The following is a 20619-nucleotide window of genomic DNA, read 5'->3' on the forward strand; positions in this document are numbered from 1 at the left end:
CACAGCTCCTGTGGCAGCGCCGTTCGGCAGGCCCTGCCGAGTGGACATTCCGCCCCCCAACTCCCGTTCAGGGGGCCGGTGTTGGCCCGGTCGCCCGGTGGCGCGATGCCGTCGCCGGGCCGGGGCCGTTCGTCGCATCGCGGGCGCGGTCGGGCTTCCGGAGGAGCAGCATCGCGGCGTCGTCGTGCAGCTGCCCGCCCACGTGCCGCAGCAGGTCTTCATGGAGCGCGGCGAGGGTGCCCGCGGGCTCCTTGGTGACGTGCCTGGCCAGCCGCTCGGCGAGCGGATAGAACTCCCGTGCGTGGTCGCGCGCCTCGGTCACTCCGTCGGTGTGGAAGAGCAGCTGGTCGCCGTCCGCCAGCAAGACGTCCTGGACGGTGGGGGGCTCGCCGGCCAGGGCCCGGAGGCCGAGCGGCGGAGCCGGCCGGACGGGTTCGACGGGAATCACGTCCGCGTCGCGGACCAGCAGCGGAGCCGCGTGTCCGCAGTTGATCAGCTCCATCCGGTCCGCCTCGGGGTATCCGGCGAGTACCGCGGTGACGAAATCGTCCGGGCCGAGGTCACGGGCCAGGCTCCGCTCGATCCGGTGGACGACGTCGAGGAGATCCGGCTCGTCGTACGCCGCCTCCCGGAAGACCGCCAGAACAACGGCGGCGACCCCCACCGCGGGCAGCCCCTTGCCCCGCACATCGCCCACGATGAGCCGGACCCCGAACGGCGTGGGCACCAGTGCGTAGAAGTCGCCGCCGATCCTGGCTTCGGCGGCCGCGGCGCTGTATCTGACCGCAGCCTGGAACGGTCCGATGGTCTCCGGTACCGGCTTGAGGACGGCGTGCTGCGCCGCCTCGGCGACCGAACGGACATCGGCCAGCACCCGCTCGCGGCGCCTGCGCAGCGCTCCGGCCAGCGCGCCCGCCAAGGTCACGGCGGCCACCGTGGCCAGCAGTATCGCCTGCTGGCCACCCGGCTCCCCGCCACGGAACCCGAGCGCGGCCCCCAGCGCCGTGGCCAGGGCGCCGATCCGGACCACACCCCAGGGCCCGCTGGTGGCGGCGGCCAGCGCGGGGCCGACGACCAGCAGCGGCAGCCAGCTCGTACCGGCTCCGCAGACGAGGGCGAGCAGCGCCACGGCCACCGTGATCAGTACGGGCACGCCGGAGGCGTGGTGGCGTCCGGCGTACGACGTGCCCGACGACCTCCGGTTCGGGGGAGGGGAAGGGCGCCGGTGGCTCTTGCCGTGCCGCCGCAGCGGCGAGAGACGCTCGGTGAACTGCCACTGCGGCCGGTGATCTGGATGGATTCGGGCTTGGCGCATCCTCGTCCGCAGCTCGCTTCCCTACTCGCAGCACATACATGCCGAAATGTCCGTTTCATCAAGGAAACGGGCAGGTGCGCGTCCGCCGCAAGGGCCGGAATTTCAGATAGTGAGCGAGAGTGCCCTGGTCACGCGGTTCGCAGCCGGGATCAGCCGGTCGCGGACCTGGTTGATCGACGAGAGCCGGTTCACCCGCAGTGACACCCCGAGAGAACCGAGCGTCTGCCCGCGGAGCACCGGTACCGCGACGCAGAACGTCCCGAGGGAGTACTCCTCCATGTCCGTGACGGCCGGCGGAAGGGGAGAGGTCTCGAGCCGCCGCAGGAGTTCGGAGCGGCCGGTGACGGTGCGCGGCGTGAGATCGGCGAGGTGATGCCGGGAGAGGTACTCGTCGCGGGCCTCGTCGCCGAGTTCGCGCAGTACGCACTTGCCCAGCGCCGTGGCGTGCGCCGCGTCCTCGAAACCCACCCACAGGTCGACCCGCGGCGCCCGGGGGCTGTCGACGATCTCGGCCACCCGGATCTCGCCGTCCTCGTAGAAGGTCAGGTAGGCGGCGGCCGAAAGATCGTCCCGCAGCGACGCCAGGGCCGGGCGGATGTGGCTGAGCCGTGCCTGCTCACGGCCGCCGGCATGCAGGGTGCCCAGCTTGTCCCCGAGGACGAAGGAACCGTCGTCCAGCTTCCGCAGGTACCCGTCGTGAGTCAGCGTGCGCAAAAGGTGATACGCGGTGGCCAGCGGCAGCCCCGTCTCCCGTGCCAGCTGCTTCGCCGGCGCGCCGCCCTCGTGCGCGCCCACGGCCTCCATCAGGCGGAAGGCACGCTGCACGGAAGTGATGAGAGTGGGGCCCTCGCCGGCCATATGCCCAGCCTGCGCCCGCCGCTCGGCGCAGGCAAGGCGGCGCCTCCTCGGGCCCCCCGAAAGGCGCGTCGGGCGCTCTCAGGCGGCGGGGCCCGAGGGCGCCCCCGGGCCGCCGTCCTGCGCCCCCGTCCGGGTGATCGCGAGGACCGCCATATCGTCGTCGCGCGGCCCGCCGCTCCAGCGCTCGACCTCCCGCACCAGAAGGTCGATGAGCTCCCGGGGGTCGTCGAACGGGCCGAGCCCCGCCAGCTCGGCCACCGGGTCGAAGAACGCGCCGTTCCGGTCCCGGGCCTCGGTCACTCCGTCCGTCACCAGAAGCAGCGTGCTGCCCACCGGGAACGGCCGGTCGACCGGCTCGGGCCGGGCCACCCCCAGGCCGCCCATCCCCAGCGGAAGCCCCGCATCCGCGGACTCCAGCGCGCGCAGCTCGCCGCCGTGGCAGAGGTACGGCGCGGGATGTCCGCAGTCCAGCAGCCGCAGCCCACCGCCCGGGAGTACTTCGCAGATCAGGGCGGTGATGAACCCCTCCAGCCGGATCTCCTCGGAGGTCTGCTCGCTCTCCCGCAGCAGTGCGCGCTCCATCCGGTCGGCCAGCGCCGTCAGCTCCGCTTCCTGCTCCGCCGCCTCGCGGAACGCGCCGAGCAGCACCGATACCGCGCTCACCGCGCCGAGCCCCTTGCCGCGCACGTCGGCGATCAGCAGCCGGACCCCGAACGGGGTGCGCTGCACGGCGTAGGCGTCACCGCCGATCCGGGCCTCGCTCTGGGCGGCCTGATAGCGGGCCGCGATGGCCAGCGGTCCGATGCGCTCCGGCGGCGCGGGCAGCACCGCACGCTGGGCGGCCTCGGCCACCGTCCGCACGAGATCCAGCCGGCGCCCGAACCGGGCGATCACCCGGTTGACCCCGACGCCCATCAGCGCGGCGAAGAGGGTGTTGAAGAGCTCCAGATGGCCCACGACATTGTCGGCGGTGCCGTCCTTCACCGTCAGCGCGAAGACGCCGCAGACGATGGCGATGCCGACCGCGAGGGTGTGCCGCAGCGAGAACAGCGCACCCGCCGTCACGGCGGCCGCCGTCAGCATCGGGTCTCCCCAGTAATCCTGCGGGGAGAACGCGTTCCATACGAGCCCGCCCGCGACCAGCACGCCGGGGGCGAACCGGACATACCGGAGCCACCGGCCGCTGCCGCGCGGGCGCGGGGAGCTCACCGCCGGGCCCGGCCGCCGACGCTCAGCGATGCCCGGGACCGGCAGGCGCCGCCCGGCGGCAGGCCGCCCGCCCGGTGCGCTGACCGGTGTGCTGACCGGTGTGCTCGATGTGACGGTGGGTGGGGGACATCGGAAGCTCCTTGTGCGGACGGACGCGTCCCTCAGCCTTCAGCCCTCGCGCCCCAGGGGCCACCCGGACCGCCCGAACGTGTGTCACCTCATTGCCGATGGCCGGCGATCGACGGCCGATGCGGGGCGGGCCGGCGGCCGGCTCCCGCAGGCGCCGTCGCAATGGAAGCAACTCACCTGACAGGAACGCGAGTTCGCATGAATTCGCACTGTCGTGCGTGTCGCGCCCACTTAAGGAGGTAGCGAGGGGTAGCGAAACCTCGAAGTGGGTCCGACCCCCACCCCGGCAACAACTAGCGTGCGTGCTCCGCGAACTGCCAACGGCCGATCCGGAGGGCGCCGATGCCTACCGCATTCCCCCAGGGGACCCAGACGTTCCCGGAGGTTCAGAGGTCCCCAGAGGTACAGAGTTCCTCCGGGGACCAGCGTTCCCCGGGGAGCGCCCCCCTACCCATTCCCCCGCGGCGCCGGGAGCGGGAAGGCGGACGGCACGGCCGGGCCGCCTTCCCCGAGTCGGCCGCCGACTCGGCGATACGGTCCCGCCTGGTCCGGCTCGCCGCCGTCCCCTGCCTCCTCGTCGCCGTCATCTGTACCGCCGTTGCCGCCTTCGCCGTCCAGTCCGGCGGCGCCCACCTCACCGGCCGCGAGTGGCCGGTGCTGGCCGGCGGGCTGGGCCTGGTCTGCGTCATCGTGCTCGCCGCGGGCGCCACCGCCAACGCCGAGGCCCGCGCCGTCGTACAGCGCTACGCCCGCCTCCGCGAGGTCTGCGCCCGCAGCCAGTCCGACCTCTACGACCTCCTGGACCGGGTGCGGCAGGGCGACCGCCTGCACCACCGCGAACCCGGCCACGAGCCCGCCCCCGCGCCCACCGGCGACACCCTCGACCTCCTCGCCCACGAAGTGACCGCCGCCGGACGGGCCGCCGAGGCCGCCGTCATCGACGCCGTCGCCATCGCCCGCAGCAACGCCACCGGCAGCGAGCAGAAGGTCGAGGTCTTCGTGAACCTCGCCCGGCGCCTGCAGTCCCTCGTCCACCGCGAGATCCTGCTGCTGGACGAGCTGGAGCACCAGGTCGAGGACCCCGACCTGCTCAAGGGAATCTTCCACGTCGACCACCTGGCCACCCGCACCCGCCGGCACGCCGAGAACCTCGCCGTCCTCGGCGGCGCCATCTCGCGCCGCCAGTGGACCCGCCCGATCTCCATGATCGAGGTCCTGCGGTCCGCCATCGCCGAGGTCGAGCAGTACCCGCGGGTCAAGCTCGTCCCCTCGATCGAGGGCCATCTGCAGGGCCACGCCGTCGCCGACGTCGTCCACCTGCTCGCCGAACTCGTCGAGAACGCCGCCATCTACTCCGCCCCGCAGACCCCGATCATGCTGCGCGCCCAGCTCGTCACCGCCGGCCTCGCGGTCGAGGTCGAGGACCGCGGTCTGGGCATGGACCTCGACGAGCAGACGCAGATGAACGCGCTGCTGGCCGACCCCGACCACGTCGATGTCGCCGAGCTGTTGAGCGACGGCCGGATCGGACTCTTCGTCGTGGCCTCGCTCGCCCGCCGGCACGGCATCGTCGTACAGCTGCGGAGCAACATCTACGGCGGCGTGCAGGCGGTACTGATCGTGCCCAAGGAGCTGCTCGGCGACGAACCGGCCGAGTCGGCGGAGCAGGGCGCGGCGACACCCGGCGCACCGGAGACCGCCCCGCCGCTCGAGCGCGACGACCACTACCCGTACGACGACGCGTACGCCGGCCCCCGGCACGCCGCGGACCACCGGAGCCTCGACGGTCTCGACGCCGCCCCCGGCCTCGCGCTCGAAGCTCCCCGGCACAGCGACGACGACCGCTCGGCCATGCCCCCGCCCCGCCCCGTGCACCACCGCCCCGACGCCGACCCCGGCCCCGTCCAGCTGCCGCCCGCCCCGCCCGTGGACCTGGACAACGGCACCCGCCCCCGGCTGCCGCGCCGCATCAAGCAGACGCATCTGGTCCCCGAACTCCGCGGCGACCCCATCCTGCCGACGACCGGCACCGGCCCCGAACGCGACCACGACCCGACCCTGATGGCCACCTTCCAGCGCGGCTTCAGCCTCGGCGACGACACCTACGCGGCCGGCCTCGCCGCCTACCGCAACCGCAACACCGCAGGCCAGGGCGGCGACACCAGCGGCCCCGGCGGCACTGAGCTGCTTGACGAACGTGACCACGAGGCCCCGACGGCCCGCCCACGAGGAGACGACCACAACCATGGTGAGTGATGTGCACACGCAGTCGCATGCGCAGCTCCAGGGCCAGCAGCAGGGGGAACTGTCCTGGCTGCTGACCGGACTCGTGCAGCGTGTCCCGCATACCAACCGCGCCCTCCTGCTGTCCTCCGACGGCCTGGTCAAGGCCGCTCACGGCTTCGACCCGGACAGCGCCGACCATATGGCGGCCCTCGCCTCCGGCCTCTACTCCCTCGCCCGCAGCACCGGAGCGCGCTTCGCGCCGGGCGACAAGGTCCTCCAGGTCGCCGTCGAGCTGGAGTCCAGCTTCCTGTTCGTCTCCGCCGCCGGATCGGGTGCCTGCCTGGCCGTCCTGGCGGGGCGCGACGCCGATGTGGGCGTGCTGTCGTACGAGATGGGGATGCTGGTCAAGAGCGTCCGGCCGTATCTGTCCACCCCCGCCCGCCGGCAGACACCGGCGGCAGGCGGTCGCTGAGCATGCCGCTGCGCCGCCGGACGCGGCATGGCGGCCAGGACCCGGCCTGGTACGACGACGCGGCGGGCCGGCTCGTCCGGCCGTACACGATCAGCAACGGCCGGACCCGCCCCACCGCGCACTTCGATCTGCTGACCATGGTGATGGCCACGGGGCGGCGGCCCGTGGCCTGCCAGGGACCGGACTACGCCCAGGTGCTGGGGCTCTGCGGCGGGCCGGTCTCGGTCGCCGAGATCGCCGCCCACATACGGCTGCCCGCCGTCGTCACCAAAGTGCTCCTCGCCGACCTCGTCGACTGCGGAGCGCTCACCGCGCGGGCCCCCGCAGCCGTTTCGGCGGATCCCGCGGCCCGTACCGACCGAGCCCTGCTGGAGGCGGTGCTGAATGGACTTCGCAAACGACTGTGACCCCTCGACCCCGGAGGATCCCTCATCCGACCTCTTTCCGACCGCGCTCAAAATCCTGGTCGCGGGCGGCTTCGGGGTCGGCAAGACCACCTTCGTCGGAGCGGTGAGCGAGATCGAACCGCTCAGTACGGAGGAACTCCTCACCCAGATCGGCATCGGCACCGACGATCTGGCGGGCATCGAGGACAAGAACACCACCACCGTCGCCATGGACTTCGGCCGGATCACCCTGGGATCCGAGCACGTCCTCTACCTCTTCGGCACGCCGGGCCAGCAGCGCTTCTGGTTCATGTGGGACGAACTGTCCAACGGCGCGCTCGGCGCGGTGATCCTCGCCGACACCCGCCGCCTGGACCAGTGCTTCGCCGCCGTCGACTTCTTCGAGCGGCGCGGTATCCAGTTCATCGTCGCGGTCAATGAGTTCGACGGCTCCTATCACTACGAACCGGACGAGGTGCGCGCCGCCATAGACCTCTCGGAACGGACCCCGGTCGTCCTCTGCGATGCCCGCCAGTGCAGTTCGGCCACCAACATCCTGGTCTCGCTCGTCGAGCATCTGCTCACCCCCGCCCTAGCCGCCACCCAGGAGCTGCCATGAAGCATCCCGCCTCCCGTGTTCCGTACGTCCCCTACGACCCCACGCGCCGGCTGCTGCTCACCCCCGAGGACAACGAGGCCCCGGCGCGCGTCGCCAGGCTGCGCGAACTGGGCATCGGCAGCTCCCCGTTGCCCGCGTTCGACGACTTCGCCCGCAAGCTGGCCAGTACCACCCGGACGCCGTACGCGATGGTCAACTTCATCGACGAGAAGCGGCAGTACTTCGCCGGGCTCTACGCCCCCGACCTCGACCAGGCCGTCGAGCTGGGACCGGCGCCGCCCAGCGGCCGCCCGGGCCGGGTCATGGCCCGCGACCACGGCTACTGTCCGCATGTCGTGGTCCGCCGCAAGGCCCTGGTCCTGGAGGACGTCTGCGACTACCCGCGCTTCGCGGGCAACCCCGTCGTCGACGAGATCGGCATCCGCTCCTATATGGGCGCGCCGCTGATCGACCGTACGGGCATGACGCTGGGCACCGTCTGTGTGGTGGACCTGGAACCGCGCCCCTGGGGGCGGGAGGGACTGGCGACCATCAAGTCGCTGGCCGCGGAACTCGTCGAGCAGATTCATCACATGGAAGACCAGCAGCAACAGCGGCAGGGACAGCAGCAGTCCGACGCGTCCTGACCCGGCGCCCGCGTGACGGGCCGCGGTATCGGTTCCGGTGACCGAGAGCCGCGGCCCGGCTGCTCACTTCTGCGGCACGAACCAGGCGTATCCCCGCCACGGCCGGGTGCGCTGGCCCGGCACCGTGGGCGGGGCGGGCTCCTCCGGCCGCTCGGCGGGCTCCAGCCGCAGCAGCTCCGCCAGCCGGCTCGACCACTCGCCCTTCACCTGGCCCAGCGCCAGCTCGCCCAGCCGCAGCAGCTGGACGTCGGACGTCCCGGCCGGCGCGAAAATATGGTGCGCATCGCGCAGGAACCGCTCCACCGGCCGGTCGGTGAACAGCCCGCACCCGGCGTGGATGTCCATCGCATCGCGCGCCGACTCCAGCGCGGACTCCACATTGACCAGCTTGGCGTTCATCAGCTCGGCATCGCACGGCAGCCCCTGGTCCAGCAGATGCACCGCGTGGTACGCGGACAACCGGGCCAGCAGCAGCCGGGACTGGATGCGGCCCAGCTTGAGCTTGATGTTGCTCAGCTCGGCGAGCGGTTTGCCGTAGCGCTGCCGCTCGGCGCAGAACCGCGAGGTCTCGTCCAGCACCGCCTGATGGATCCCCAGCGACACCGCGGTCAGATTGGGCCGCCCGTAGAGCACGCTGGAGGAGTACGCCACGGACAGCCCGTCGCCCTCCCTGCCCAGCAGATTGGCCGCCGGGACCCGGCAGTTGTCGAAGAACAGCTCGCCGAAGCTGAAGCCGTGCAGGCCCATCGCGGGCTGCTGTTCCCCGACCCGGAAGCCGGGGGTGTCGGACTCGACGAGGAACGCGGACAGGCCCTTGGAGCCCTCGCCGGTGCGGACCACCACGCCGTGCAGATCGCCGACATGGCTGTTGCCGACGTAGATCTTGCGGCCGTTGAGGACGTAGTCGTCACCGTCGCGGACCGCGGTGCTCTCCATGCCCAGGACATGGCCGCCGGACTGTGGTTCGGTCACGGCTATGGTCGGCAGGCAGTCGCCGGAGGCGATGGCCGGCAGCCAGGTCTTCTTCTGCTCCTCGTTGCCGAAGTGGACGATCTTCGCGACACCCAGCTGGGACGCCTGCACCATCGCGCCCATGGCGGCGCTGACCCTCGACAGCTCCTCGATGATGATGGTCTTGGCGATGTGTCCGGCGCCCATCCCGCCGTATGCGCGCTGTACGGTCGCGCCGATCCACCCCTGGCGGGCGATCAGGCGCGAAAGGTCGTGGCAAACGGAACGGCTCGCCTCCATTTCGGCAATCCGGGGGCGGACCTCGCACTCTGCGAAGTCCCGCACCCGCTGCCGGAGTGCTTCATGTCGCTGGTCGTTGAAATAGCGATGCAAGACGAGCCCTCCTCCGCGATCCATCCCGCGCTGGTCGCACCTCGCCCAGGGACGGCACTGGCGATGCCGTCTACCTCGTCGTTCCGGAACGTGATCTGTCGCTTACCGCGTGCAATACCCGTTGGCATACCTACTGCGGGGCGCATAAAACATCAACTGGTGGCATTTAAGCGATGAGTTGAAGCGCGAAGTAGTTGCGCACACCCCCCTCCCAAGAAGGGCGGTGGCGCGGCTCCGGACGCCCCGGAAAACCGCGCCACCCCACGCCTCCCCGGCGGGCTCGGACCGTTCAGTGCGCGGCGTCGCAGCAGGACTCGCGACGCTGCTGCCGGCCCACCTCCAGCCAGTCGACGGCGGTCCGTGCCGCCGTCCGCGCCGACCGGTCGGCGGGCGCGGCGTGCGAGTCGGGCGACTCGGGCGCCGGGAAGGAATCGACCAACTCCCGCCGCTCGAAGACCCGTCCGCCCCGCAGCACCGCCGAGATCCGTACCAGCGAGGCGAAATCGGTGAACGGATCGCCGTCCACCAGCGTCATATCGCCGAGCTTGCCGACCTCCAGCGTCCCCAGATCCCGTTCCGCGCCGAACATCTTGGCGGGCAGCGCGGTCGCCGTCCGCAGCGTCCGGGCCACGCTCAGCCCGCCCCGGTGCAGCGCCCGCAGACACAGATGCAGGGACAGCCCGACCGGCGACAGGGGCTGGTCGGTGCCCAGTGCCACCAGCCCGCCCCCGTCCAGCACGCGCCGGTAGATGGCGACTTCGGTCCCGATGTCGGCCAGCTGGGCGGGCGTGGGCCGGTGCCCGGCGTGCTCCCGTACGAAGGCGGTGTCCCAGGGCGGCATCAGCCTTTGCACCCGGTCGTCGTCCACCAGCGAAGGATCGTCGCCGAGCAGTGCGGCCGCCGAGAACGGCGTCGCGAGAAGGTGGAAGTCGGTACCGGTGTAGATCTCCTCGACGTCCTGATAGGAGTGCGCGGAGCCGGAAACGGCATGCCCGAACTCCAGCCGCTGCGTGGCCTGCAGATGGGTGGTCAGGTCCTGACCCAGCTGTAAGCCGGGGGACAGCAGATGGCTGCCCGCGCGCACGCCGAGCCGCTGGTGGGCGAAGCGCGCGGCCTCCGCCATCACCCAGCCCGGCGCCCGGACATAGGTCTTGACGAAGTCCCACTCCAGGGCCGCACCCCGCGCCAGCGAACGCCGCAGCCCGGCGCGGGTGCCGTGCGCCCGCCCCATGCTGTACGCGACCCGCCCGCCATCGAGCAGCTCCCCGCAGGTCAGCAGCCGTGGCCCGGTGAGCGCCCCGGTCGCCACCGCCTCCCGGATGCGGACCTGCTCGTACGAGAAGCCACCGCAGGAAACCGCGGTGGTGATCCCGTACGCCAGCTGCAGCGCCGTCTGCCGGCCGCCGTAGGTCGTCTGCCACGGGTGGGTGTGCGCGTCCCACAGGCCGGGCAGCACCGTCTGTCCGGAGGCGTCCACCCGCCGGGCCGCGCCCGCGCGGGACGCCCGGTGCGGCTCCACCGCCGTGATCCGCCCGTCCCGCACGACCACATCGACGTCCTCGCGTACCTCCTCCCCGGTGCCGTCCCAGAATCTGCCCGCGTGGACGACGGTGTCCCGGGCGCGCGTCCGGCGATGCTCCAGCGCCACGGGTACGGTCCGGGCCGGGCCGCCGTCCACCCCGATCAGCCGCAGCTTGCCGGCCGAGAGGTACAGGAGCGACAGCGAGCCGGAATCCCCTGACCACGACGGGTGGTCGGCGCTCTCCTCGGTCAGCTGCCGCGGCGCACCGTCCGGCGTGCCGTCGGGCCGTACCGGCAGCACCCACAGCGCGGATTCGGCGATCAGCGCCATCCAGCGCCCGTCCGGGGACCAGACGGGCCCGGAGTCGTACCGGTCGGCGATCGAGAGGTGCTCGGCGGGCGTGTACAGGCGTCCCTGCCCGGTCTCGGTGTCGAGGACCCGGATGACGTTGTAGCCCTCGCGGAAGCGATGGTTGAGGCGATTGCGGTCGCAGTAGGCCAGATAGCGGCCGTCGGGCGACCAGCTGGGACGCCCGGGCAGCCCGCCGCCGCCCATCGGCGCGGCCAGTACCTTCTCGGTGCCGTCCGCCAGGGTGCGCACGACGAGATTCCCCGACATGTCGAGCGCGGCCAGCCGCCCGCCGTCCGGCGACAGTGCCGGCTGCACCCGGCCCCCGGCGGCCAGCACCGTCTCCTCGCCGGTGGCGAGCTCGCGCCGGCGCACCGCGAACAGCCCGTCCCGGTCGTCCGCGTAGACCAGCGCACGGCCGTCGCGTGACCAGCTCGGCGCCAGGACGTACCGGGTGGCCGGCGCCTGGACGATCCGCTGGGGCGCTCCGCCCTCCGAAGTGGGCGCGATCCAGAGGGAGTTGAGGGCGGCAAAGGCGACCCGGCGGCCGTCGGGGGACAGCGCGGGCAGATGCACCCCGCGTACCGGCCCCGCCCCCGCCCGCTCGAACCCGTAGTCCTTGACGCGGTAGCGCGGGCGGTCCAGCGGCAGCTTCGCGCGGAACGGGAGGGTCTCGGCCCGCGCCGGAGCGTCCACCGGGACGATCCGGAACTGACCGCCGACCGTCAGCAGCAGGGCCTCCCGCGAGACCCAGCGCGGCGGTACCGGCTCCACGTCCCCCTCGACCTCGACCCGGGTGCCGTCCACCACCAGGGTGCAGGTGGGGCCCGGATAGTCGGTCGTCCGCAGATACGCCAGCCGCCCGGCGGGGGACAGTGCGGGCGTCATCACCTGGGCGGCCGCCGTCTCGGTGTGCTCGGTGCGCACCTCGCCGCCACCGTCGGCCGGCACCGAGGCCACCGTGCGGGAGGTCAGCGTGGCGCCGGTGACCCGGCCCCGTACGAAGGCGATCCGGGAGCCGTCCGGTGACCAGCAGGGATCGAAGTCCTCCCAGGCGCCGTCCTGGTGGGGCCCGTCCTGACCGGGCAGCCCGGTCACCCGCGTCAGCCGATTCGTCGCCACCTCCAGCACCCAGATCCGGTACGGGCCGCCCGCCACCGCGTCGCCGCCCCGCTCCGAGGCGAACGCGATCCGGGTCCCGTCGGGGGACCAGGCGGGGCCGCGGTCGTCCCAGGGGCCGTCGGTCAGCTGCTTCAGGCCGGTGCCGTCGGCGCCCAGCGTCCACAGGTGGAAGCCGCCGCCCCGATAGGCGCAGACGGCGATCCGGCGGCCGTCGGGGGAGTGCACCGGACGGGTGGGCTCCAGGTCGGGCGGGGTCAGGGCCACCGCGTCGCCGCCCGTACGCGGCAGCGACCACAGGACGTTCTGGACCTCGGCGATCAGCCGGTCGCCCGCCGGGGAGAGGGAGGCCGCGCCGTTGGTGGCGGCCGTGAAGGAGAGCGCCGTACCGGGGGAGCCGGCATCCTCGGCCCATGCGCCTGGGGCTGCGGTCCCGGCCAGCCCGGCCACGGCGGCCGCCGACGCCGTGCCCTGGAGAAATCTGCGGCGGGACAGCGGCGGGGGAGGGGACGGCAGCAGGGGGGAGGCGGCGGAGCCGGGGGAATCGGGCGAGCGGGGAGCGTCCTCGGGACGGTCTGTGGTGTCCAACGATCCTCCTGGGAAAGGGGGTTGCGGCAGGAGCCGGGAAAGAACCGGCCGATCCTGTCACGTCGCGCGGGTACGTCGCGCGGGTACGGGGTCAGCCGCGGCACGCGCGCCCCATGGCGCACCGCCGCCCGGCGCGGAAGAGTGGCCCCGACGACTCTCAGCCATCACCCCGGCAGTCAGGAGACGACGCCATGCAGGCCATGCAGCAGGACTTCCACCAGGCCCCGGACGGTGCCCGCATCGCCACGTACACCTGGCTCCCGGAGTCCGGCCGGCCGCGTGCCCTCGTCCAGATCGCCCACGGCGCCGCGGAACACGGCAGGCGCTACGACACCTTCGCCCGCTTTCTGGCCGGCAACGGCTATGGCGTCATCGCGTCCGACCATCGCGGCCACGGCGGCACCGCGCTCTCCACCGGGGGCCGCGGGGTGGTCGGCGAGGAGGCCTGGCGGGCGATCGTCGCCGACCTCAAGGGCATCGGCAACCATGCCGCCGCCGCCCACCCCGGCGTCCCCCTGGTCCTGTTCGGCCACAGCATGGGTTCGATGCTGGCCCGCGACTACTCCCAGGAATACGGCGCCGACCTCGCCGGACTGATCCTCTCCGGCACCTTCCGCACCCTGCCCGGCCTGGACATCGACGCCGCCGTCGGTGCACTGGAACAGGAGGTCGCCGCGCACGGCCGCGGCCACCTCTCCTCCTTCATCCCGCGCACCTTCAGCTCCTTCAACGATGCCTTCGCCAGCCGCACCGGCTACGAATGGCTCTCCCGCGAGGCCACCGAGGTCGACCGCTACGTCGCCGACGACGACTGCGGCTTCCCCTTCTGCGCGGGCCTCGCCCTCGACTGGGTCCAGGCCATCCGCAAGATCAACGACCCGGCCAACCTCGCCCGCATCCCCCGCGGCCTGCCCGTCCATGTGGCCGTCGGCGACCAGGACCCCTGCCACCAGCACATGACCCTGGTCCACGAACTCCTCGAGGACTTCCGCTACCTCGGTACCCGCGACCTCACCTGGAAGGCGTACCCGGACGCCCGCCACGAGATCCTCAACGAGACCAACCGGGACGAGGTCCACAGCGATCTGCTGGCGTGGCTCGACAAGCACGTCTGAGGCGACGGGCGGGCCCCGCGCTGCCGGCCCCTCCGGCGGTGCGCCGCCCTACCGCCCCAGGAAGCCCGCGATCCGCTCTCGCATGCCGCGCGGGTCGAGACCGTGCCCGGCCAGGTGTTCGTCCATCCCTCCGTAGCGGCGCAGCTCCTGGCGGCCGACGCCCAGCCCCAGTACGCGGTGCGGGCGGTCCTCCAGGGCCTCGTTCGCAAAGCGGGTCGAGGTGCCGGCGAGGTACGGCTCCACGATCACCACATTCGCGGCGTCGGCCGCCCCGGTTGCGGTCCGCAGCGTCTGCGCGTCGAACGGCCGGACGGTCGTCGCGTACAGCACGGTCACGTCCAGCCCCTCGGTCGCGGCGAGCACCGGGTCCAGCATCGGCCCGACGGCCACCACCACCCCGTCGCGCCCCTCCCGCAGGGTCAGGAAGCGGGCTCCGTCGACCGGCCGCGGCGCCTCGTTGGCCTGCACGGACAGCCGTACGTAGACCTTGTCGTCACCGGCCGCGGCGGCCCGCCGCAGCAGCACCTCGGCCTCGTCCGGGTGGCCGGGCACATGCACCGTCCAGCCGTCGAGGGTGTCGAGCAGGCCGACATCGCCGGGCGCCATATGGGTGAAGCCGCCGCTGGGCCAGTCGTACGAGCCGCCGGCGCTCACCAGTACCCCGCCGACGCCCTGGTGGCCGAAGTCGAGCTTCACCTGCTCGAAGGGGCGCTCCACCAGGAAGCTGGCGAACGTGTGCAGCACCGGCCGCAGACCGGTGAGCGCCAGCCCGCCGCCCACCCCGATCAGCAGCTGCTCCCTGATGCCCACGTTCACCACCCGGTCGGGGTGCCGTCGGGCCGCATCGGTGAAGCCGTCCTTGCCGATCTCGGCGAGCACGACGGCGAGCCGCGGGTCCTCGTCGAGCAGCCGCGAGGTGACCGAGGCGAAACGCTCACGCATGGTGTCCATCACTGAATCCCTTTCGAAGTGCAGAAGTGCGGAAGTGCGGAAGTGCGGAAGTGCACAAGCACGCGAGCCCGGAAGAAGGGGGGCGGTCAGGCGGGCGGTCAGGCGGTCTTGGGCTCGACGCGGGCGACCACCGCATGTGGACGGCCCGGGTGCGGCGCGGCGAAGGCCTCGTACAGCGCCTCGTGGTCGCGGCCGTCGACGGTGGCCACGGACCAGCCGGCGGCCTCGAAGCGGGCGGCGATTCCGCCGGGCCGGGCGTGCGAGGCGGAGGAATTGTCGATGACGAGGGTGCCCAGCCGGTCCAGGCCGGTGGCGCCCGCGTAGGCCAGTGCCTCGTGGTTGCTGCCCTCGTCCAGTTCGGCGTCGCCGATCAGCACCCAGACGGCGGGCCGCGTCCGGCCCTGCGCCCGTAGCCCGAGGGCGGTGCCGACGCCGAGCGGCAGCCCGTGCCCGAGCGAGCCGCTGCCGATCTCCGCGCCCGGTACGAGCATCCGGTCGGGGTGGTGCCCGAGCGGCGAGTCGTACGAGCCGAAGCCCGGAAGCCAGTCGGCGGGGAAGAAGCCCTTGGCGGCCAGTACGGCGTAGTAGGCCATCGGTCCGTGGCCCTTGGAGAGCAGAAAGCGGTCCCGGTCGGGGTCCTCGGCGGTGGCGGGGGAGACCCGCAGTATCCGGTCGTAGAGCACCCAGAGGGCGTCGAGTGTGGAGGTCGCGGCCGGGCCGTGCTTCTCATCGCCCGTCATCAGGCTCATGAGAGCGGGGAGTTCGTCGAATCCGGCCGGGGTGGTGGTCGTGAGGGGCGGCGTGAGGGCTGCGTTCGTCATACGGCAGAGCCTGCAACCTCAAGCGCCCTTGAGGTCAAGCCTGGGGTGCGGGCCCTCCCCGCGCCCCAGGCGGCCGGAGTCAGGCCTGGCTCGAATTGAAGACGTCCTGCTCGATGAGGATCTTGTCGATCCGGGCCTTGTCCACCCGGTTCGTCACCTCCGCGACCTCCTGCCGGTCGCGAATGCACTTGGCCAGCGTGAACGCCGACGACACCACGAAGACCAGCCCGAGTGCGAGAAACCCGCGCTCCCAGGGCCCGACCGGCAGCTTGATGATCCCGATCATCAGCGCCACCAGCGACAGTCCGAACGAGGTCGCGGCCTGCACAAAGAACGCCGTGGTCGTCGGCCGCTGAATGGATGGAGTAGTCATGCGCGTAGCGTGGCGGCGCGGTGACGCGGGCGCATGAGTACGGGTACTCATCCGCGGCGCCCGCCCCGGCGGTCCGCCGCGCCGGAATGTGGCGGCGCCGACCCTCTGACATGGGGTATTGTTCTCGTGCGCGGTCGGTCCGGGACATCTCCCGGCCGGAACGGGCAAACGGGACGTGGCGCAGCTTGGTAGCGCACTTGACTGGGGGTCAAGGGGTCGCAGGTTCAAATCCTGTCGTCCCGACAGTGAAGTCGGATTGTTTCACCGCTCAGGGGTCATCTTCGGATGGCCCCTGATGTGCGTTGCGGGCTTCTTGCCGACGTATCCGACCCTCCACTTTCTGAGATATCCGATCTCCTTGTGCCCTTGTGCCCTTGTGCCCTTGTGCCGTTGGCCGGTGGTGAGAGGCGGGCGCTCGGCGCTTGTCAGGGCGACCGGCCGGAGCGGGCCTCGGGGGATGTCGCCGGGGCGGCCGCAGGACGCCGACGCGCGACGGGCAGTGTCAGACCCCCCAACTAGTCTTGGCGCCAACGATGTTGATGTTCAACGGGGAGGCGCGAAATGGGCCGGTCGGAGCGGGTACGCGACGTCGGGGACGGGGCCGCGGGGGAGGACGGGTTCGTCGTTCCCGAGGCGTGGCGGGAGCGGGTCCATGTGCGGCGTGGGGGAATTGCCGGACCGCCGGTCGAGACCGACTCCCGGGCGGCCGGGGTCATCCGGCGCAGGCTGACGAAGGTCCGGGCCGATCTGGACGGGGTCCTGGACCACTCGTCGAGTGACAAGGGGATGGCGGACGCGGCGCGTGCCCATCTGAACGGGGAGCCGGATCCGCTGGGCGCGGCCGTGGTCGCGGCGGCCATCTGGTCGATGTCGGGGTGGGACGAAGAGAAGTGCGAGGGCTTCACGGACGCCTGGGCCGAGCGGCACGGGCTGCTCTTCGCCGCCGTGGCGACCGCGGAGCTCAGCCGCGTCCTCGTCCTGAGCAGGACGAAGAAGCCGACTTTCGACGGCTGGGTGACGGTCCTGGGCGATGACAACTCCGCCTCCGGTTTCGACGACGTCGAAGGGGCCGCCCGCCGGACGAGGGAAATGCTGGCGGCCGCCGACGAGGCGGAATACCAGGAGGTCGTCGCCGCGCTGGCGGACCACCGGCTGACCCAGTATCAGCGGGTGGTCGTCTCCTACCTGGCGCCGACCCGTACGGACTGGTCGGACGAGCTGGTCGCCACCCCGTTGACGGCCCGGTATGCGCGGCGCTCGCCGCTGCTGGTGTGTGCGCTGAGCTCGGGGGAGCAGCTCGCTCTGCTGAGGGAGCGGCAGAGCGAGGCCTGGCTGCAGATTCCGCCGGTGGCACAGACGGTGGCCGAGGGTGTCGGCCCGGCGCTGGTGCCGACGCTGGTCGAGCTGCTCGACGACGACCGGGAGCATCCCGTCCTGTGGGGTCTCCACCAGATCTACGGGGCGCTGGTCGCCATGCCGGGCGATGAGGCGTTCGGTGCGCTCGCCTCCCGGCTCGGGCGGCCGGGTGTCCATGGGGCCGTACTGGAGGCGAAGAAGCGGTTCCCGGTGCGGGCGGTGCGGCTGCTGGCCGATGCGGCCACCGGCTCCTCCCGCAGGGCGCGGATGGCCCAACGGCTGCTGCGGGAGCACCTCAACGCCCACCCCGCCCTGGCCGAGGACGTGGTGCCGACCCTGCCCGACGCCGCACGGAAGACGATCGGGATGGCCATGCGGGCCAGGGAATGGGTGGTGGAGGCGGCTCCGGACACGCTGCCCGACGTGCTGGTGGACCCGCCCTGGGGGCGCGAGGACGCGGTGGGCACCGAGCCGGCCCCGGGCGACGAGATCGATGTCCATCTGCTGCCTCAGGTGCTGCTGCGCGGGAGCCGGCGGGCCCTGCCGGTGCCGTCCGTTCGGCATCTGGTGAGGATGCTCGCCGTGGCCCGGCCCGGTGCGGCGGGCCACGCGGGTGCGGCGGATTCCGGTGTCGACGTGGTCAAGGAGCTGTGCGAACCGGCGTCGCTGGATGAATTCGTGTGGGCGCTGTTCCGGCAGAGCGCCGAGGCGCCGGCCTGGGCGCTGGCCGCGCTGAAGCGGCTGGGCGGCGAGGAGACGGCCCGCGAGCTGACCCACCTCATCCGCGCCTGGCCGCGGCGGGGGCACTACCGCAAGGCGATGGTCGGGGTCGATGTGCTGGCCGCCATCGGGAATGACGTCGCCCTGATGCATCTGAGCGGGATCGCCCAGCGGACCAGGCACAACAGCGTCAAGAAGGCGGCCTGGGACCACCTTCACCGGCTCGCCGGTGAGCGCGGACTGACCGCGGAGCAGTTCGCCGAGCGGCTGGTCCCCGGCTTCGGACTGGAGCAGAACGGCAGTCTGACCCTCGATTACGGCAGCCGCCGGTTCACCGCCGGCTTCGACGAGCAGCTCCGGCCGTATGTCACCGATGGGGACGGCAAGCGGCGCAAGAACCTGCCCCGGCCCGGTGTGCGCGACGACCAGGTCCTCGGGCCGCTCGCCTACCGGCGGTTCGCCGGGCTGAAGAAGGACGTGCGGGTGGTCGCCGCGGACCAGATCCGGCGCATGGAACGGGCGATGGTGTCCCAGCACCGATGGTCCCTGGCCGAGTTCCGCGCGACCTTCGCGGAGCATCCCTTGCTGTGGCACCTCGCCCGGCGGGTGGTGTGGACCGGCGAGTACGGCGACACCCGTCGCGACTTCCGCCTGGCGGAGGACCGCACCCTCGCCGACGTCGAGGACGAGGCGTTCGCCCTTCCGCGCGCGGCAAAGATCGGCATTCTTCATCCCGTCCATCTGGCCGCGGACCACAACTGGGCGGAAGTACTCGCCGACTACGAGATCCTCCAGCCGTTCGCCCAGCTCGAGCGGCCCGTCCATGCGCTGGCCGACGACGAGCGGGACGGCGCGGACCTTACGCGCTTCCACGGCATCACCGTGCCGACCGGCGGGGTCCTCGGGCTGGAGAAGCGTGGGTGGCGGCGGGCTGCTCCCCAGGACGGCGGCGTACAGCCGTGGATCTCCCGCGAGATACCCGGCGGCCTCTCGGTGGTGGTGGGGCTGAACCCGGGCATTGTCGTCCGCGCGCCCTATGAGCGGCCCGAGCAGGCCATCACCGGCGTCACGGTCCGCGACCTCTCCGATGGCGGGCGGCGCCGGAAGAAGCGTCCCCAGCGGACCTTCGGCGACCTCGACCCGGTGACCGTCAGCGAACTGCTCACCGATCTCGTCGACCTGACCGGGCCGGGCTCCTGACCGGGTCCAACCCTCTGGCCCGGCCGAACCGCTGACCGTGCCGAACTCCTGAACCGTGCCGAACTCCTGAACCGCGCCGACCTTCCGAACCGCGCCGACCTTCCGAAAATGCGCCGACCTTCGAACCGCGAGGCACCACATCGTGACATCACCACCCGTATCCACCCCTGGGCCCATCCCGGGATCCACGTCCGAGTCCAACCCCGGATCGAACGGATCCGCGTCCGCCCAGCGGCCGCCCGCCGAAGTCCGCTTCGCGGACGAACTGGCCCGGCTCCGCGACACCGACGACGGCCACCGGCCGCCCGGCTGGGCCCTCAGCCTGGACGCCGCCCGACGGTTCATCGTCGGGGACGACAAGCGCGGCATCAGCCGCAAGTTCGTCGGCGACTCGGCCCTGGTCGACCGCGCCCTGGTCACCCTGGCGACCAGCCGCGGGCTCATGCTGGTCGGCGAGCCGGGAACGGCCAAGTCGCTGCTGTCGGAGCTGATCGCCGCCGCCGTCAGCGGAGAGTCCACGCTGACCGTCCAGGGCGGCGCGGCCACCACCGAGGACCAGATCAAGTACTCCTGGAACTACGCCCTCTTGGTGTCCGAGGGGCCGTCCACACGGTCCCTGGTGCCGGCGCCGATGCTCCGCGGAATGACCGGCGGCAAGATCGTCCGCTTCGAGGAGATCACCCGCTGCCCGCTCGAGGTCCAGGACTCGATGCTCTCGCTGCTGTCCGAGCGGGCCCTCGCGATTCCCGAACTGGCCGGCGCCGAGGGCATGGTGTTCGCCACTGAGGGGTTCAACGTCATCGCGACCGCCAACACCCGTGACCGCGGCGTCAACGAGATGAGCGCGGCCCTCAAGCGCCGGTTCAACTTCGAGACCGTATTCCCCATCGCCGACCCGGCCACCGAACTCGACCTGGTCGAGCGGGAGGCCAACAACCTGCTGCGGCGCTCCGGAGTGGAGATACCGGCACCCCGGGACGTACTGGAGGTGCTGGTCACCGCGTTCCGCGAACTGCGCACCGGCAGCGCGGAGTCGGAACACGGCGGAGGGTCCACGGACCGGCTCTCCACGGTGATGAGCACCGCCGAGGCGGTCTCCGTCGCGCACGCCGTGGGCCTGCGTGGCTGGTATCTGCGGGGCGAGGCGGGTTCGCCCGCCGACATCGTGGAGTGCCTGGCGGGCACGGCGGCGAAGGACAACGCCGAGGACCTCGCCCGGCTGCGCCGCTATCTGGAGCAGCGGGTGCCGCGGAAGAAGGGCGCCCAGTGGAAGGCCCTGCACCGCGCCCGTCATCTCCTCCCGGACCGGTGAGGGCGAGGTG

At 72.2% G+C, this 20619-nt stretch carries 16 protein-coding genes and 1 tRNA gene; 9 read left to right on the forward strand and 8 right to left on the reverse strand.

The genetic code is table 11. The features are described 5' to 3' along the window. Nucleotides 1–67: 67 nt before the first annotated feature. The 3 genes from ACIRPT_RS01200 to ACIRPT_RS01210 form a co-directional block, all read right to left on the reverse strand. Entirely contained in the window at nt 68–1153 is a 1086-nt protein-coding gene (locus tag ACIRPT_RS01200; RefSeq protein WP_403820366.1) for a PP2C family protein-serine/threonine phosphatase, read from the reverse strand. 264 nt (nt 1154–1417) lie between these two features. Next, nucleotides 1418–2173 (reverse strand): IclR family transcriptional regulator, encoded by a 756-nt coding sequence (locus ACIRPT_RS01205; protein ID WP_403820369.1) that lies wholly within the window; start codon nt 2171–2173, stop codon nt 1418–1420. A 78-nt stretch (nt 2174–2251) separates the two neighbouring features. After that, a complete protein-coding gene (locus ACIRPT_RS01210) occupies nt 2252–3382 on the reverse strand; it encodes a PP2C family protein-serine/threonine phosphatase (protein ID WP_403820372.1) in 1131 nt (376 codons plus the stop codon). A 471-nt stretch (nt 3383–3853) separates the two neighbouring features. On the opposite strand from ACIRPT_RS01210, the gene ACIRPT_RS01215 reads away from it, so the two are divergent. Genes ACIRPT_RS01215 through ACIRPT_RS01235 form a run of 5 tightly spaced genes read left to right on the forward strand, consistent with a single transcriptional unit; the run spans nt 3854 to nt 7840 of the window. Next, entirely contained in the window at nt 3854–5767 is a 1914-nt protein-coding gene (locus tag ACIRPT_RS01215; protein ID WP_403820375.1) for an ATP-binding protein, read from the forward strand. Then, entirely contained in the window at nt 5757–6209 is a 453-nt protein-coding gene (locus tag ACIRPT_RS01220; RefSeq protein WP_403820377.1) for a roadblock/LC7 domain-containing protein, read from the forward strand. The genes ACIRPT_RS01215 and ACIRPT_RS01220 overlap by 11 nt, the downstream gene beginning before the upstream one ends. 2 nt (nt 6210–6211) lie before the next feature. Further along, nucleotides 6212–6616: a DUF742 domain-containing protein gene (locus ACIRPT_RS01225; protein ID WP_403497968.1), complete on the forward strand. Its 405-nt coding sequence runs from the start codon at nt 6212–6214 to the stop codon at nt 6614–6616. Beyond that, nucleotides 6594–7214, forward strand: coding sequence for a GTP-binding protein (locus tag ACIRPT_RS01230; RefSeq protein ID WP_403820380.1), 621 nt, complete (start codon nt 6594–6596; stop codon nt 7212–7214). The genes ACIRPT_RS01225 and ACIRPT_RS01230 overlap by 23 nt, the downstream gene beginning before the upstream one ends. Beyond that, complete coding sequence (locus ACIRPT_RS01235; RefSeq protein ID WP_403820383.1) at nt 7211–7840, forward strand: GAF domain-containing protein; 630 nt, start codon at nt 7211–7213, stop codon at nt 7838–7840. Before ACIRPT_RS01230 ends, ACIRPT_RS01235 begins: the two co-directional genes overlap by 4 nt. Before the next feature lie 63 nt (nt 7841–7903). On the opposite strand, the gene ACIRPT_RS01240 is transcribed toward ACIRPT_RS01235, so the two are convergent. Next, nucleotides 7904–9184 (reverse strand): acyl-CoA dehydrogenase family protein, encoded by a 1281-nt coding sequence (locus ACIRPT_RS01240; RefSeq protein WP_403820386.1) that lies wholly within the window; start codon nt 9182–9184, stop codon nt 7904–7906. A 289-nt stretch (nt 9185–9473) separates the two neighbouring features. Further along, the gene (locus tag ACIRPT_RS01245) at nt 9474–12761 is read right to left on the reverse strand and encodes an amidohydrolase family protein (protein ID WP_403820389.1); all 3288 of its coding nucleotides are present in this window, start codon (nt 12759–12761) and stop codon (nt 9474–9476) included. Between the two features lie 191 nt (nt 12762–12952). Between ACIRPT_RS01245 and ACIRPT_RS01250 the strand changes: the two genes are divergently transcribed. After that, on the forward strand, nt 12953–13876 hold the full coding sequence (locus ACIRPT_RS01250) for an alpha/beta fold hydrolase (protein ID WP_403820392.1): 924 nt from the start codon (nt 12953–12955) through the stop codon (nt 13874–13876). Between the two features lie 48 nt (nt 13877–13924). On the opposite strand, the gene ACIRPT_RS01255 is transcribed toward ACIRPT_RS01250, so the two are convergent. From ACIRPT_RS01255 to ACIRPT_RS01265, 3 genes are all read right to left on the reverse strand, one after another. Beyond that, on the reverse strand, nt 13925–14827 hold the full coding sequence (locus ACIRPT_RS01255) for a transketolase family protein (RefSeq protein ID WP_403820395.1): 903 nt from the start codon (nt 14825–14827) through the stop codon (nt 13925–13927). Between the two features lie 98 nt (nt 14828–14925). Next, complete coding sequence (locus tag ACIRPT_RS01260) at nt 14926–15648, reverse strand: transketolase (RefSeq protein WP_403820397.1); 723 nt, start codon at nt 15646–15648, stop codon at nt 14926–14928. A gap of 79 nt (nt 15649–15727) precedes the next feature. After that, nucleotides 15728–16021: a YiaA/YiaB family inner membrane protein gene (locus ACIRPT_RS01265; protein WP_403497976.1), complete on the reverse strand. Its 294-nt coding sequence runs from the start codon at nt 16019–16021 to the stop codon at nt 15728–15730. A 169-nt stretch (nt 16022–16190) separates the two neighbouring features. Between ACIRPT_RS01265 and ACIRPT_RS01270 the strand changes: the two genes are divergently transcribed. The 3 genes from ACIRPT_RS01270 to ACIRPT_RS01280 all read left to right on the forward strand — a co-directional run bounded on the left by ACIRPT_RS01270 (nt 16191) and on the right by ACIRPT_RS01280 (nt 20609). Next, a tRNA-Pro gene (locus tag ACIRPT_RS01270) sits at nt 16191–16264 on the forward strand. A 318-nt stretch (nt 16265–16582) separates the two neighbouring features. Then, on the forward strand, nt 16583–19297 hold the full coding sequence (locus ACIRPT_RS01275) for a DUF4132 domain-containing protein (RefSeq protein ID WP_403820400.1): 2715 nt from the start codon (nt 16583–16585) through the stop codon (nt 19295–19297). 142 nt (nt 19298–19439) lie between these two features. After that, the gene (locus ACIRPT_RS01280) at nt 19440–20609 is read left to right on the forward strand and encodes an AAA family ATPase (protein ID WP_403820403.1); all 1170 of its coding nucleotides are present in this window, start codon (nt 19440–19442) and stop codon (nt 20607–20609) included. The last annotated feature ends 10 nt before the right edge of the window (nt 20610–20619 follow it).

Origin of the sequence: Streptomyces sp. NPDC101227, assembly GCF_044767545.1 — a bacterium.
Taxonomy (GTDB): Bacteria; Actinomycetota; Actinomycetes; order Streptomycetales; family Streptomycetaceae; genus Streptomyces.

Excerpts from the sequence above, each read along its gene's own strand:
- ACIRPT_RS01205 (WP_403820369.1), bottom strand. The coding sequence starts at position 2,173 with ATGGCCGGCGAGGGCCCCACTCTCATCACTTCCGTGCAGCGTGCCTTC.
- ACIRPT_RS01215 (WP_403820375.1), top strand. The coding sequence starts at position 3,854 with ATGCCTACCGCATTCCCCCAGGGGACCCAGACGTTCCCGGAGGTTCAG.
- ACIRPT_RS01220 (WP_403820377.1), top strand. The coding sequence starts at position 5,757 with ATGGTGAGTGATGTGCACACGCAGTCGCATGCGCAGCTCCAGGGCCAG.
- ACIRPT_RS01225 (WP_403497968.1), top strand. The coding sequence starts at position 6,212 with ATGCCGCTGCGCCGCCGGACGCGGCATGGCGGCCAGGACCCGGCCTGG.
- ACIRPT_RS01230 (WP_403820380.1), top strand. The coding sequence starts at position 6,594 with ATGGACTTCGCAAACGACTGTGACCCCTCGACCCCGGAGGATCCCTCA.
- ACIRPT_RS01235 (WP_403820383.1), top strand. The coding sequence starts at position 7,211 with ATGAAGCATCCCGCCTCCCGTGTTCCGTACGTCCCCTACGACCCCACG.
- ACIRPT_RS01250 (WP_403820392.1), top strand. The coding sequence starts at position 12,953 with ATGCAGGCCATGCAGCAGGACTTCCACCAGGCCCCGGACGGTGCCCGC.
- ACIRPT_RS01255 (WP_403820395.1), bottom strand. The coding sequence starts at position 14,827 with ATGGACACCATGCGTGAGCGTTTCGCCTCGGTCACCTCGCGGCTGCTC.
- ACIRPT_RS01260 (WP_403820397.1), bottom strand. The coding sequence starts at position 15,648 with ATGACGAACGCAGCCCTCACGCCGCCCCTCACGACCACCACCCCGGCC.
- ACIRPT_RS01265 (WP_403497976.1), bottom strand. The coding sequence starts at position 16,021 with ATGACTACTCCATCCATTCAGCGGCCGACGACCACGGCGTTCTTTGTG.
- ACIRPT_RS01275 (WP_403820400.1), top strand. The coding sequence starts at position 16,583 with ATGGGCCGGTCGGAGCGGGTACGCGACGTCGGGGACGGGGCCGCGGGG.